10 protein-coding genes and 2 pseudogenes are annotated in these 14,328 nt (G+C 69.4%); 4 read left to right on the forward strand and 8 right to left on the reverse strand.

Annotated features, from left to right (window positions below):
- Position 1 precedes the first annotated feature (1 nt).
- From OG758_RS10935 to argH, 4 genes are all read right to left on the reverse strand, one after another.
- The gene (locus OG758_RS10935) at positions 2 to 874 is read right to left on the reverse strand and encodes an ABC transporter substrate-binding protein (RefSeq protein ID WP_326709806.1); all 873 of its coding nucleotides are present in this window, start codon (positions 872 to 874) and stop codon (positions 2 to 4) included.
- A gap of 23 nt (positions 875 to 897) precedes the next feature.
- Positions 898 to 1,680 carry an amino acid ABC transporter ATP-binding protein gene (locus OG758_RS10940; protein ID WP_326709807.1) on the reverse strand — a complete coding sequence of 261 codons (783 nt, stop codon included), beginning with the start codon at positions 1,678 to 1,680 and terminating at the stop codon, positions 898 to 900.
- Positions 1,680 to 2,594, reverse strand: a complete 915-nt coding sequence (locus tag OG758_RS10945) for an amino acid ABC transporter permease (RefSeq protein ID WP_326709808.1) — start codon at positions 2,592 to 2,594, stop codon at positions 1,680 to 1,682. The genes OG758_RS10940 and OG758_RS10945 overlap by 1 nt, the downstream gene beginning before the upstream one ends.
- Before the next feature lie 82 nt (positions 2,595 to 2,676).
- A complete protein-coding gene (argH, locus tag OG758_RS10950; RefSeq protein WP_326709809.1) occupies positions 2,677 to 4,110 on the reverse strand; it encodes an argininosuccinate lyase in 1,434 nt (477 codons plus the stop codon).
- A gap of 314 nt (positions 4,111 to 4,424) precedes the next feature.
- Between argH and OG758_RS10955 the strand changes: the two genes are divergently transcribed.
- Positions 4,425 to 5,033 carry a GntR family transcriptional regulator gene (locus tag OG758_RS10955; RefSeq protein ID WP_326709810.1) on the forward strand — a complete coding sequence of 203 codons (609 nt, stop codon included), beginning with the start codon at positions 4,425 to 4,427 and terminating at the stop codon, positions 5,031 to 5,033.
- 213 nt (positions 5,034 to 5,246) lie between these two features.
- Here the strand turns inward: OG758_RS10955 and OG758_RS10960 are convergent.
- Positions 5,247 to 5,996: pseudogene (locus tag OG758_RS10960) on the reverse strand (helix-turn-helix domain-containing protein); the annotation flags it as partial.
- Between the two features lie 416 nt (positions 5,997 to 6,412).
- On the opposite strand from OG758_RS10960, the gene OG758_RS10965 reads away from it, so the two are divergent.
- Positions 6,413 to 7,870, forward strand: a complete 1,458-nt coding sequence (locus OG758_RS10965) for a multicopper oxidase family protein (RefSeq protein WP_326709811.1) — start codon at positions 6,413 to 6,415, stop codon at positions 7,868 to 7,870.
- Between the two features lie 198 nt (positions 7,871 to 8,068).
- On the opposite strand, the pseudogene OG758_RS48960 reads toward OG758_RS10965, so the two are convergent.
- The 3 genes and pseudogenes from OG758_RS48960 to OG758_RS10980 all read right to left on the reverse strand — a co-directional run.
- A pseudogene (locus OG758_RS48960) lies at positions 8,069 to 8,450 on the reverse strand (integrase core domain-containing protein); the annotation flags it as partial.
- Between the two features lie 816 nt (positions 8,451 to 9,266).
- Positions 9,267 to 9,752 (reverse strand): hypothetical protein, encoded by a 486-nt coding sequence (locus tag OG758_RS10975; RefSeq protein WP_326709812.1) that lies wholly within the window; start codon positions 9,750 to 9,752, stop codon positions 9,267 to 9,269.
- An 18-nt stretch (positions 9,753 to 9,770) separates the two neighbouring features.
- Positions 9,771 to 10,358, reverse strand: coding sequence for a hypothetical protein (locus OG758_RS10980; RefSeq protein ID WP_326709813.1), 588 nt, complete (start codon positions 10,356 to 10,358; stop codon positions 9,771 to 9,773).
- A gap of 242 nt (positions 10,359 to 10,600) precedes the next feature.
- Between OG758_RS10980 and OG758_RS10985 the strand changes: the two genes are divergently transcribed.
- Together OG758_RS10985 and OG758_RS10990 are read left to right on the forward strand one after the other, a co-directional pair.
- Entirely contained in the window at positions 10,601 to 13,243 is a 2,643-nt protein-coding gene (locus tag OG758_RS10985) for a S8 family serine peptidase (protein ID WP_326709814.1), read from the forward strand.
- 112 nt (positions 13,244 to 13,355) lie between these two features.
- Entirely contained in the window at positions 13,356 to 14,315 is a 960-nt protein-coding gene (locus OG758_RS10990) for a LuxR C-terminal-related transcriptional regulator (protein ID WP_326709815.1), read from the forward strand.
- Positions 14,316 to 14,328 lie beyond the last annotated feature (13 nt).

The raw sequence follows: 14,328 nt of genomic DNA on the forward strand, positions 1-14,328 counted from the left end.
GTCAGCCCTCAACTCCGTTGAACTTCGGCGCGGTTGACCCGTAGGACAGGCCGGCCTTCTTGAGGATGCGCTGGTACGTTCCGTCGGCCCGCAGCTTGCGCAGCCCCTTCATCACCAGCGCCGCCATGGGTTTGTCGTCCTTCTTGACCACGGCGGCGAACGGTTTTGCGGGCATCGGGTCGAGCACCGCGCGGAACCGGCCGGGTTCGGTGCGGTCGAAGAAGGCCAAGTTCTCGCCGCCCTGGATGGCGATGTCCGCGCGCTTCTGCTCCAGTTGGAGGCGGGCCGCGGCGCCGGAGTCGGTCGGCAGGATCTGCACGGCCGGCTTCCCCTTGCCGGTGCAGTACTTCTTGTTGAAGGCGAGGGCCTGACCGTAGTAGTCGGTGGTCTTGCTGACGGCCAGCTTGCGGCCGCACACGTCTGCGGCGGTGCGAAAGTCGCCGGCCCGCGAGGGCAGGGTGTAGAGGCGGCCGACCGTGTCGAAGTAGTCGACGAAGTCCACGGTCTCCTGACGCTGCACCGTGTCCGAGATGCCGGACATCACCAGGTCGACGCGGGAGGTCGCGACCGAGTTCATCAGCTGGTCGAAGCGCTGCTCCACGAACGTGACCTTGAGGCCGAGTTCGTCGCCGAGCGCCCGCGCCAGGTCGACGTCGACGCCCACCAGGCGATTGGTCTTCCCGTCGCGGTACTCCATGGGCGGGAAGTCGGGCGACAGGCCGACTTTGAGCTTCTTGCCGTCGACGACGGAGGGCGGGAGGCCGCCTTTGCCGTCGGCGGACGCGGGCAGGGTGGTGCTGACGCAGCCAGTCAGGGCGGCCGTCGCACCGAGGCAGACGGCGACGGACACGAGCGCGCGGATCGGACGGGACATGACTTCTCCTGCCGACGTGCGGCTCACAGGACGCGCGCCAGGAACGACTGGGTGCGCGGGTGCTGAGGGTTCCCGAGGATCTCGGATGGCGGGCCGATCTCCAGGACCTTGCCGCCGTCCATGAACGCCACCCGGTCGGCGACCTCGCGGGCGAAGGCGATCTCATGGGTGACGACCATCATCGTCAGGCCGCTGCGCGCCAAGTCCTTCATGACGTCGAGGACTTCACCGACCAGCTCGGGGTCGAGCGCGGAGGTCGGCTCGTCGAAGAGCATCAGGTCGGGTTCCATGGCGAGGGCACGCGCGATGGCGACCCGCTGCTGCTGCCCGCCGGAGAGCTGGCGCGGGTAGGCGTCCGCCTTGTCCTTGAGCCCGACCTTGCCGAGCAGGGCGACGGCGCGTTCGCGGGCGGCCTCGCGGGCCACCCGCTTGACGCCGACGGGCGCCGCCATCACGTTCTCCAGGGCCGTCATGTGCGGGAAGAGGTTGAACCGCTGGAAGACCATGCCGATGCGGCGGCGCTGCCGGGCGATGGCCCGCTCGTTCAGCTCGTGCAGCTTGTTGCCCTGCTGCCGGTAGCCGATGACTTCGTCACCGACCCAGATCCGCCCCGAGTTGACCTGCTCGAGATGGTTGATGCAGCGCAGGAAGGTGCTCTTGCCCGAGCCGGACGGGCCGAGCAGGCACACCACCTCACCCTGGTGCACCTCGAGGTCGATGCCCCTGAGGACTTGGAGGTCGCCGTAGCTCTTGTGCACCGACTCGGCCCGCACCAGGGCGCGTTCGGTGGTCGTGGTGACGCTCATCACGAAACCGCCTTCTTCTGGTTCAGGGCCGTGCGCAGCCGCTGCAGAGGCGTCGCGGGCAGCGCGCGACTGCTGCTGCCCTTGGCGAAGTGCCGTTCCAGGTAGTACTGGACGACCGAGAGGACCGAGACCGCGGCCAGATACCACACGGCACACACGATCAGCAGTTCCATGATCCGGTTGTTGACGAAGTAGATGTGCTGCGCTTCCGAGAGGATCTCGCTGACACCGATGGCCGAGGCGAGCGAGGTCGTCTTGAGCATGCCGATGGTCTCGTTGCCGATCGGCGGCAGGATCACCCGCATCGCCTGCGGCAGCACGATCTGTCCCAGGGTGCGCAGGCGTGACATTCCGAGCGCCTGAGCCGCCTCGGTCTGCCCTTCGTCGATGGAGAGCATGCCGGCTCGCACCACTTCGGAGGTGTACGCGCCCTGGTTGAGGCCGAGACCGATGGCGGCGGCGACGAACGGGGTGACCAGGTCGACGGTACGGGCGCCGCCGATGCCGGGCAGGGACACGTAGGGGAAGAGAAGCCCGATGTTGAACCAGGCGAGCAGCTGCAGGTAGACCGGGGTACCTCGGAACACCCATACGTACAGCCAGCCGACGCCGGAGGTGACCGGGTTGCGGGATAGGCGCATCACCGCGGCGAGGACGCCGAGGACGATGCCGATGACCATGCCGACGACCGTGAGGACGAGGCTGATGAGGAGCCCCTTGAGGAGCACGCCCATCGTGAAGTACTCCTTGACGACGCCCCAGTCGATCGCCGCGTGGGCGAGGGCGTAGCCCAGCCAGCACAGGAATGCCACGACCCCGAGGGCGCCGATCCACCGGCCGTAGTGGGTGCGCGGCACCGCGACGAGCTCGCTCGTGTCCACGGCTTCGGAGCCCGCCGCTACTGCTTCGGACATGGCCTGGCTCTCTTCTCCGGGTGTCCCGGTGTCGGTGGGCAAACAGGAGGGGAAGGCGTGGGAGGCAGGGACCGGCCTGTACTCATGTGCGGGGGCCCGTGTACTCGGCGGCCCATGCGCGCTGCTCGGCGACGAGTGCCACCAACTCCCGGATCTGATCGTCGACTCGGGCAGGCGCGGTTCCGCCCTGTCCGCTGCGCGCGGCAAGGGCCACTTCCACGGCGAGGACGGAGCGCACCTCGGGCGTGAGCCGGGCGTCGACGCCCGCGTAGTCCTCGTCGCTCAGCTCCTCCAGGTCGACCCCGCGCTCCTCACAGAGCCGCACGACGGCCCCGGTGATCTCGTGGGCCTCGCTGAACGGGACGCCGCGGCGCGCCAGCCAGTCGGCGATCTCGGTGGCGAGGGTGAATCCGGCGGTGGCCTGCGCGCGCAGTTCCTTCTCGTCGACGACGAAGGTGCGGACGAGCCCGGACATCGCGGGCAGCACCATGAGCAGCGTCTCCACCGTGTCGAAGGCGGCGCGCTTGTCCTCGGCAAGATCCCGGTTGTAGGCGAGCGGAAGGCCCTTGAGCGCGCCGAGGACGCCCGTCAGATTGCCGGTGAGACGGCCTGCCTTGCCGCGGGCCAGCTCGGCGATGTCCGGGTTCTTCTTCTGCGGCATAATCGACGAGCCGGTGGCGAAGCGGTCGTCGAGCGCGATCCAGCGGAACTGGCGGCTGGCCCAGAGGCAGATCTCCTCGGCGAGCCGGGACACGTCGACGGCGAGCATGGAGCCGACGAAGAGGAACTCGGCGACGTGGTCCCGACTGGCCACCGCGTCGATGGAGTTGGCGCAGGTGCGCTCGTATCCCAGCTCGCGTGCGGAGTGCTCCGGGGTCAGGGCGATGGCCGATCCGGCGAGGGCCGCGGCGCCCAGCGGGGACCGCGCGCTGCGGCGGTCCCAGTCACACAGCCGATCGATGTCACGGCCCAACGCGTGGGCGTGCGCCAGGAGTTGATGCCCGAAGGTGATCGGCTGGGCGGGCTGCAGGTGCGTGAAGCCGGGGGCCGGGGTCGCGCGGTGCCGCCGGGTCTGGGCCAGCAGGGCGTCCATCAGGTCCGCCGTGGCCTCGGCGAGCCTGCGCACCTGGTCGCGCAGGTAGAGCCGCAGGTCGTTGGCGGCCTGGTCGTTGCGGGAGCGTCCGGCGCGCAGCTTGCCGCCGACCGCGCCGAGCCGCTCGCTGAGCACCCGCTCCAGGAACGTGTGGACGTCCTCGTCCTCAAGGTTCGGGTGGATCTCCCCGCGCCGGTACTCGCCGTCGAGTACGTCGATGGCGTCGAGCAGCGTCGCCAGCTCGGCGTCGTCCAGGAGACCGGCCCGGTGCAGCTCGCGGGCATGGGAGCGGGAACCGGCGAGATCGTAGGGCGCCATAGCAAAGTAGCTGGGATCGGAGCGGGACAGCGTTGTCAGCGCTTCATCCGGAGCGCTGCGGAAGCGCCCGCCCCACAGGCGTGTGGTGTCAGCGGTATCGGTCATGAACAGGTCTCCCTGGTGTGAGAGGGCGGCTCGACGGCCGTGGCCGGGAGGTTTCGATCACATGGAGAGGGCGCGGAAGGAGGTGGGCAGAGCGGACCACCGACACACTTCGTCGGACTGCCCGCTTGTCGGACAATTTCAGCAAGCACAGTGATCGTCAAGAGCTCGGGAGGGAATAGGGCCTTCCAACTCCCCACTCCTGTTGGCCAGTAGGCTGTCGTCCCAGATTGTCCGGCTGTCCGACCAAGACCCTGAGGAAGTACGTCATGGCCCTAGGACCCATAGAGATCGATCGCTCCAGCACCGTGGACCGCGTGGCTCACGCACTGCGCGAGGAGATGTACCGGGGAACCCTCACAGGGGGCACCTCGCTGCGCGAGAGCAATGTCGCCGAGAGCCTCGGTGTCTCGCGCAGCACCGTGCGCGAGGCCCTGCAAATCCTCACCAGCGAGGGCCTGTTGGTACGGCGGCCGAATCGCGGGGTGGAGGTGCGGCAGCTCACCGAGGCGGAGATCGAGGACGTCTTCAAGGCTCGGCGCGTCCTGGAGACGGCCGCGGCGCGCTCGGTGGTGCAGGCAACTCGCACCGACCTCATGACGCTCATCGCGGTCCAGCGCGACTTCGAAGAGGCTGTCGCCTCGTCGGCCGCTGCCAGCGTCGTCACGGAGGCGCATCTCGCCGTGCACGTGGCGATCGTCGGGCTCCTGGGCAGCCCCCGCCTGACGACGACGGCCCGCGATCTCATGTCGGAGATCAAGCTGGCGGTGGCCACCACAGACCGCACCAGCGACGATCTGCCCGCACAGGTCGAGCAGCACCGGGCGATCGTGGAGCTGCTCCGTCAGGCGAAAGGCGAGGATGCGGCCCAGCTCCTGGAAGCCCATCTCGCACACGCCAAGGCGTTCATGCCGACGGTTGGTTGACCCTCGGACATGCCTGCGTCTACACAGCCCGGGACACCCAGACGCCCGCACCGCCGACGCTGACGACGAGCGCCTCGCAGGCCGAGGCCGGAGTGAAGAGACGGTACGGGTGCGCTTCCGCAACGAGAGCGCGGAACCGTGCCCTGCCTTGCCGAATACCTCATCCGTGCAGGTGGGAGCGGTTTCCCAGGGCGCCAGCCGTGGTCGCTCGAATCATCGTGATCTGTCGGACACCTCGTGGATCCCCGGTTCCGGCTCCTGATCACCGGTACCGGATCCGGATGCATCCATGAGCACTTCCCCTGCCGCCGTCCGGACGTACAGCACCGATCGCCCCGCCCGCCGCCGCTCCACCATCCCCGCGTCGAGCAGCACCCGCAGATGTCCGCCCACCGAACCCAGCGCCCGCCCGGTCACGGCGACCAGCTGGGTCGTGCTCATGGGCGTCCCCAGCAGCGTCAGTAACCCGGCTCGCACGGTCACGATGAGCGCGCCGAGCCCGTCCGGGGCGGGTCGCCGGTCATAGTCTTCGGAGAGCGCCCCGAGACACGGGTAGACGACTGCATACCGCTCCCGTCCCTCCCCTGACACCCAACTGGTTCTTGGCGTGACCGGCATGAACAGCAGCTGGGCCCCGGCGGCGAGTTCCCGCGGCGGGTAGGCGTTGCGGTTGACCTGGAAGCGGCTCTCCCCGAGCCACCGCGTCCCCGGCTTCAGCGAGTCGAGGACGGCCGCCCAGCCGCCCTGATTGACTCGTGCGGTCCGCGCGGCCATGTCGGCCTCCATGACGCGCCGCCGACGCTCCCAGTCCGGCTGGACGGTCTCCTCCCAGACGTACGTCAGGAGCGCGGTCGCCCGCTCGGGCAGGTCGTCCCGCTCCAACACGGAGGGGAGCGGTCCCCGCAGGGACGCCCGGAGGTTGGCCCGTGCCTCCTCGGCATCGGTTGCCCCCACCCAGGCCACGGTCTAACTGTTCCGCAAAACGAATATATTGGACGATCAGGCTCGCGCCATTTGGAGAGAGGCGTTTGATCAGTCTCTCTCACGACCGACCTCGCGCTGGGGTCGCGGCCCGTCGAGCGCGCGGCGGCGAGAACAACCCTGTGGCGTGGACGGATCTTGCGGATGCACTCGGTTTGCCCGGCATCCGCGGTTGATCAGGCCCGCGGTCTCCGCATCCTCCGGGTTCGGCGGATCCCAACCACAGGAATGCCCACACCTCAGTGGACCGTCGTCCGCGCCCGCTGCCCCGGGCGACGTCCGTACATCGGGGGTGGCTGTGTCGCGCGAACGCTCCACCGGGGTAGCGCACAGGCGGGACCACGTGCTTGCTGGGAGTGAGCTACGTGCGATGTGGGAGTCCCAGGAGTGGAGAGGTAATGAGGTCTCGGTTCAAGCTGCCCGAACTGGCCGCTGCCGTCGTTGTCGTCATCGCCCTCCTGGTCGGTGGCTGTTCCGGCGAGCAGCCGCCGGAGCGGGAACCGGCGCAGGCGCAGCCGGTGGCTGTCCCCCTGCAGTCGCCGGCGGTTGCGCAGGGCGCGCCGCTGAAGGAGCCGGCGCAGATGGTGAGCCGCAACGGGGTCCTACGGGTGGAACTCGTCGTGGAGAGGCGAAAGGTCGAGGTGGGCGGCCGCAAGCTGTGGGCCCTCACCTACAACGGCAGTTACATGCCTCCCACGCTGCGCATCCGGCCGGGGGACAAGGTGGACCTGTCGATGAAGAACTCGCTGAAGGAGTTCACCAATCTGCATGTTCATGGACTTCATGTGTCGCCGAGCGGCAACTCCGACAACATCTTCGTCCACATCCATCCCGGCCAGACGTTTCACTACGCTTACCAGTTTCCGAACACCCTACGGCCCGGCACCTACTGGTACCACTCACATGCACACTCGATCTCGGCACCGCAGGTCGCCGGGGGCATGTCGGGCGTCCTGATCGTCGACGGGCTGCAGGAGTACCTTCCGGCGAAGTTGCACCACATCACCGAGCACGTCATCGGGCTCAAGGACTTCCAGGTCCAGGGTGATGCGGTCAGGACCCAGAACCTGCACATCGGCGCGTCCACCAATCGCACCGTCAACGGTCAGCTGAACCCGACCATCCGCATCCGGCCGGGTGAGACCCAGCTGTGGCGGCTGGCCAACATCAGCGCCAACATCTACTACAACATCCACCTGCAGGGTCAGCGGTTCCATGTGATCGCCCACGACGGCACCCCCGTCGACCGGATCTGGACGGCCGACTCGCTCCTGCTCGCGGCAGGCGCGCGCTTCGACGTGCTCGTACAAGGCGGTCCGACCGGCCGTACCCAGCTGCAAACGCTCGCGTACAACACCGGGCCGGCCGGCAACAAGTTCCCGCAGGCGACCCTGGCAACCCTGGTCTCCGAAGGACCTTCCGCGCACCCGGCGGCCCTGCCCACCTCAGCCTTCGCGCCGGTCACGGATCTGAGCCACTCGGCGATCGCCGCCCGGCGCACCCTCGTGTTCTCCGAGAACAAGGACGGCAGCAAGTTCTTCATCAACGGCAAGCAGTTCGATCCGAACCGGGTGGACGTCCGGTCCAAGCTGAACACGGTCGAGGAGTGGACCGTGCGCAACGACAGCAACGAGGAACACTCGTTCCACGTGCACGTCAACAAATTCCAGTTGATGAGCATCAACGGCCGACCGCACCACGGCCACGGCTTGCAGGACACGGCAAGCGTGCCCGCCAAGGGGAAGCTCGTCCTTCGGACCCAATTCAGGAACTACACCGGCAAGACCGTGCTTCACTGCCACATCCTCAACCATGAGGACGCGGGCATGATGGCGGTGCTGGAGATCGTCAAGTAACGTGCCGACGCCCGTAGCGCCGGGGCGAAGCGGTCAGTATCGGCGCCGACGTCGGAGGAGCGAGATCTCCGTGACGACGGCCCGCCACAACGTCAGGCGCGTGCCCGTCATTTACGGGATCGCCTCGTCCCACATCGCGGGTTCGGTGCCCCTCGGACCGTACGCATCGTGCGCCGTTCGGGAACTCATCGCCCCTGGTCAGGCGGCATATCTGTACTCGTTGATCACGCCGTCGAGCATTCGGGTGTAGAACCCGGTGAGCGGACGGGGCGACCATGGGTGCCGGGTGCTCCTGGGCGAGGGGAGGGAGCTGTAGGCGAGCCTGGTGGGGGCGATGACCGTTGTAGTGCCGGGCGTACTCATGGAGGACGTGCCGGGCGTGGAACTCGTTCCAGATCAAGAGGTGGTCGAGGGCCTCGCGCCGCAGGGTGCCGATGACCTTTTCGCAGTGGGCGTTCATCCGAGGAGCCCGCGGCGCGGTCCTCACAATCTGGATGTCGTCGACCGCGAAGACCGCGTCGAAGGACTCGGTGTACTTCGCGTCCCGGTCTCGGAGCAAGAAACGCAGCGAGTCCGCCCGACGAACGCCGGGAGGAGGCGGCCCTCGTTCTCCAGGCGGTCGGTGCCCGCGCGCCGAACCTTACGCTTCAGGCTTGTTGGGCCTGTCTCCACCTTGGCCGTCGGCGACCGAACAGGGCAGCCGACGGTAGCCGTCAGGTGCCCCGGCCACGTCGAGGACAACGACCACTCCGCCGATCGCTGCATAGACGATCCAGCAGCGCACGCGGCGCGTGACGTCGGCCATCGTGATCTAGTGGATCGCCTGCCGCCTCGAAGTGGGCGCCGTCGGGCGAGGAGAATGGATCAGACCACCATGCCCACCGCGCTCTCAGCGAGACCAGCGGCGCTACTCGGGCCCGTAACCAGCTACCGCCAAACGCCCACGAGCACCCGCCACCGTGCACAACCTCGAAGGCCTCACACTCCTGCGCACCCAAGTGTTCGGCGGCGTCATCAACGAGTACAGATACACAGCCTGACCAGCGACGAGTTTTCGAGCCCCACAGGATCTGCCGGACCGCGTCGAGGCGGTACTCGGTGTGCCCGGCGAAAGGGCCCCGCAGGGCAAGGCCACCGGGAAGGACGGCAGCGACGGTATTGCCACCGTCGAGTTGGACGTTCCAGTACGGAGGAATGATGTACGCCTGCCGCCTGGCGGCGGGATTCGACCCCGACGATCCGCGCTACGAGTGCACCTCGCCGGAGCCCTCCCCCAACCCCGCACCGGGCCCGAGCGTCCTCGGGCTGCCGGCGGATCGGCGCCGCCCATGAAACATGCGCCCCTCTGTCTGGCCTCACGGCCGGGCAGGGGCGCATTCGTGCGTCTGGGCTCCGGTCAGCTCTTGCGTGCCGCGCCATCCGGCCGCACCACGTCGACAGCGAGACCGCGGGCGCGAGCGTCCTCGACGACGTCGGCCGTTCCCCCGCCCTTGCCGGACGGCGGCTCACCGTTCCATACCGCGAGGAGCCGGTCGGCGCGTTCGAGCACGGCCGTGTTCGCCGTCTCGTACGCCTGGCGGTTCGCAGTCTCGTGCGGCATCACCATGACCTCGTCGGCCGCCTCGATTAGCCGGTCGAGTGCGGCATGGTCGGGCTTGACGTTGTTCTGCCGGTAGTCCTGTGACGGCAGCACGACGACGAGGCGGCCGCCCGCGTTCAACAGTTCCTCGGCGAAGATCGAATCCGAGCCCTTCGCGATGCACGAAACGCCGATGAGGCTGTCGTCGGAGTGCTCGGCGAGCAGTTTTCGCAGTGCCTCACGAACGAGCCCGACACTCCCGTCGGTGAGGTCCATATGCCCGGTAACGGCGAGAGTCGTCATGCTTGTCCCTCGCTCTCGTCAGCTCGCCAACAACCCGCGCAGCCTATCCCGCGCCTCCCGTACCTGCGGCGACGCCGAGTGCCCCACCGTGTACGGGTAGAGGCTCCCGAGCTGCGTACGGACACGGCTTGACTGCGTCTCCTGCGCCGCCTCGACCGCGCGGTGCGTCTGGCCTACCGCCTCGGCCAGATCCCCTTGCAGGAACGAGCGCTCGGCAAGCCCGATCCAGTCCAGTGCATGGCTGCGCCGCGCGTCCGCCCCACGCGTGGCGATCGCCGTCCGGATCTCGTCGGCGGCCGATTCCGCGTGGACGTGAGGGTCCTTGCGGGCGAGGTCGAGCAAGCGCCCGCCGGTAACCCCGGCGAGCTCGGCCTCATCGAAGTACGCGATCCAATAGGGCTCCTCACCCGGAACGGCATTCGTGAGTTCCTCGGCCGCCTGCGCTGTTGCACGACTGAACGCAGCCGACCGCCCGGTCGCGGCCAGTGCCCACGCTTCCCGTGTGTGCAGCATCGCGCGGACGCGGGGCCCGGCATGGCCGCGGGAACCGTCCTGCGCCAACCGCACGAGGTCGAGCGCGTCGTGCGGACGGTCGCGGTAGAGCATCTGTCGAGCCATCAGTACCCGTCGCTAGCACTGCGGCCGTCGTGGCCCACGGTCGCGTCGGCGGACGCCCGGTCTTCTTGAGACGCTGGACGCGCTGGGTGTCCCGTCTCAGCGTCGGCTCCTGGCGGGTCGCCCGTACCCGACGCGCGGTTTCCACGCCCTGTGTCGAGTTGTCGCCGTGGCGGGATCCCGACACCCCCGAAGCGTTGATCTTCCGGCCCCCGTGGCATTTGATCGCGCCCGTGTACCGATACTCCCCTCACGCGGCGGCCGGACTCTTGCTGCTCGCACTCATCAGCCCCGGGCACGTGGCGCAGGCCGCCACGGATGGCTCGTCCGGGCCCACCGTCACGCGTATCGTCACGCTCGACTCCGCGCCCGCGGCCCAGCAGGTGCGGCCGGGCGAACGCGCCGCGGCGCGCGGGGCGGTCGACGACGTGCAGGACGCGTTGGTGGACAGGGCGCGCGACGCAGGCCTGGCGGTCGCGGTGCGGCGGCGCATCCGGAACGTCGTCGACGCCGTGGTGGTCCGCATGCCCGCCGATCAGGTGTCCCGGCTGGCCGAGTTGCCCGGCGTTGCGTCCGTGTCGAAGCCGGTCAGGTACGCGATGCCGGAGAGGCCGACGCCCGTGCCCAAGGCGGTGCTGGAGAAGGCGCTCGACCGCGCGGCCGACGGCGCGAAGTCGGCGGGTGGCGCGGACGGCGACACACCGTCGGGGCGGGAGGTCATCACCAGCACCGACCTCACGGGCGTCCCCGAGGCCCACCGCCACGGCCACACCGGCGCGGGCATCACCGTCGGTATTGTCGACAGCGGCATCGCCTACGACCACCCGGCGCTCGGCGGCGGAGGGTTCCCCAATGCCAAGGTGCTGGGCGGTTACGACTTCGCCGACGACGACGCCGACCCGTACGACGACAAGCAAGGCCCTGCCGCCGGGCACGGCACGCACGTCGCCGGGATCGTCGCGGGCTCCGACTCCCGCATCGAAGGCGTCGCCCCGGACGCGACCCTGCGCGCCTATCGTGTCTTCGGCACCAAGAACCCTCCCACCGACGAGATCATCCTCGCCGCGCTCGACCGTGCGGCCGCCGACGGCGTGGACGTCGTCAACCTGAGCCTGGGCTTGACCGGGGACCGCAGCAGCAGCGTCCTGTCGCTCGCCGTGGACCACCTCGTCGACTCCGGAATCCCGGTCGTGGCGTCGGTCGGCAACGGTTACGCCGGGCCGTTCAACGCGTCGGCCCCCGCGGTCGCCAAGGGAGCGATAGCCGTCGGCAGTACGTACAACACCCGCGTCCCCGCCCTTGGCTTCACCCTCGATGACGGCTCCGACACGCCCGTCCCGTACCAGGAGTCCGGCCGCGGCGCCGCGGCGCCGGCCACCGGAGGTGCTCCGATCACGCCGGTCGCCTCCAGCTGTACCCAGCTGCCGGAAGGCAGTCTCACCGGACGGATCGCGCTCTTCGCCCCGGTCGCCGGCGCCGGCGGCAGCACCTGCCGTCCGATGGACCTGGCCCGCACCGTCGCAGCGGCGGGCGCCGTTGCCGCGATCTACCACAATCCGGCCGAACCGCCGGACAGCATCCCCTTCTCGCCGTGTTGCGGCACCACGGGCATCCCGCTGGTGTCGGTCAGGGAGACCGACGCGCGGCGCATCCTCAACGCCCCCGACGCGGTCCGGCTCACCTGGGGCGCGTACGCGGGCACGGCGCTGGGCCCGGACCTCGCCGGGCTGATGGACCGGTCCTCGTCCTGGGGACCGGGAAACGAGCTGGAATTCAAGCCCGACCTGGCCGCCCCCGGTGGCTACATCCTCTCCGCCCTGCCGCCCTCCCTCGACTGGTACGGCGTCATGTCCGGTACGTCGATGGCGGCACCGCACACCGCGGGCGCGATCGCCCTGCTCCTCCAGACTCACCCCGGCCTCAGCCCCGACCGGATACGCACCGCCCTGCAGAACACGGCGACGCCGCTCGCCATGACCGGTGACCACACGCGAGGCGCACAGCCCGTCGCACAGCAGGGCGCCGGCCGGATCGACGTGAGCGCCGCCCTCGACGCGGTCTCCGGCACCCGCCCCACAGCCACACCGTCCGAACTAGCCCTGGGAGACCTGGAGGGACGGGTACGGATCCGCCGGATCACCGTCCGCAACCCGACTGCCGAGCCCGTGACCTACCGGATCGGGCAGCGCAATGCCGTCTCCGCCGGGCCGCCCTACACGAGCGCCTGGCAGGCGACGGACGCGGCGGGTGACGCGAGCGCCGATGGCACGGGGCGGCTCCGTGTCCCGGCACACGGCTCGGCCTCGATGACGGTGCACATCGAGCAGCCCTCCGGCGTCGCCGCAGGCACTCTCTTCGGCGGCTGGGTCGAACTCACGCGGACCGGCGACGAAGAGCCCCAGATCCGGGTGCCCTATCAGGGCATGGCCGGCGACTTCGACGCGGTCTCCGCGGTCAACCCCACGTTCTCTGCAATCAATCCGTCGCTCGACAACCCGGCACTGCGGCCCGGCTACTACACCTTCGGCAAGAGCGTGCCCGTCACTGTCGACCTCACCGACACGTCCACCGGTAATGACAAGGCGTGGGTGATGCTCTCGGACGGCTACCCGATGCTCGCCCGTCTGCGCCTCCAGGTCCTCGACGCGTACGGCACGGTGACCGCCACGCCGTACGACGCCGCCTGGGTGGGCCGCAACTCCGGTGCCGGCACGGGACTCACTTTCTACGGCTGGGACGGCAGCCGCGATAACGGCACACCGGCGCCCGCCGGCGCCTACCGGCTCCGGCTCGTCTTCGACAAGGCACTCGGCGACCCCGACGGGGCTCCCGGAACCGAGACCTGGACCTCGCCGGAGGTGACGCTGGTCCGCTGAAAGCAGCCGTGCACGCCAGTGGTCTGGACCACTTACCCAGTACCCCGCCCCTTCCGGCAGGCCCCTGAACTGCGAGAATCCCGCGGCACGGCACGCATAGCGGAGGGTGACAGTGGTATTCAGGGATCTCGGGCTCGGCACTGAGGAGGAGGCGGTCTACCGCGTCCTGGTCGGCAGGCGCTCTGCCACCGTCGCCGAGCTCGCCGAGGCGTCGGGCCTAGCCCCCGCGGCGGCCGGCGCCGCGCTGACCTCTCTGGTGGCGCGCGCCATGGCCGGTCGGGACGAGGAAGGCCCCACCCCGGCGGGCGACCGCTATGTCGCCTCCTCACCCGCGGTCGCCCTCGGCGCCGAGCTGGCCGCCCGGCGCGACCGTCTCAACCGCGCCGAGATCGCCGTCGCCGAACTGGTCGAGGCCTACCGGACCGGCAGCATGGGCCGAGCACAACGCGATCTGGTGGAGGTCGTCGAAGGCCGGGACGCCGTGCGTCAGCGCTACCTCCAGCTCCAGCTTTCCGCACGGAGCCGTATCGACACCTTCGTCACCGGCGCGCCCCAGGTGGTCGGACCCGACAACACCCAGGAGGAGACGGTCCTCACTCGTGGGCTGCAGGCGCGCGCCGTCATCGACCAGGGGTTCCTGCACGAACCGGGCGCCGTCGAGAACGTCGACGCCTCACTCGCGCAGGGCATGAGCATCCGGACCGTCGAGGGCATCCCCCTCAAGCTCATCGTGTGCGACGGCGAGGCCGCGATGCTGCCACTGCACGGCTCCGGAAGCCAGGTCGACCCGAGCATCGTGCTGCGCGGCGGCCTGGCCACCGTCGCCCAGTCCCTTTTCGACGCCGTGTGGGAACGTGCCCGCCCCTACGGCGAGTCGCACCACGGCCTCGACGCCCTCGACACCCGCATCCTCCGGCTGCTCCTCGCGGGCCTCACCGACACTGCGGTCGCCGCGCAACTGGAAGTATCGGCCCGTACAGTGCAGCGCCGCATCCAGGCCCTCATGACGCAGGCCGGCGTCACCACCCGCATCCAGCTCGGCTGGTACACGCGCCACCACGACTGGGCGTGAAGTGCGCGTCCGT

The sequence above is a fragment of the Streptomyces sp. NBC_01474 genome (assembly GCF_035918215.1).
Classification (GTDB): domain Bacteria; phylum Actinomycetota; class Actinomycetes; order Streptomycetales; family Streptomycetaceae; genus Streptomyces; species Streptomyces aureus.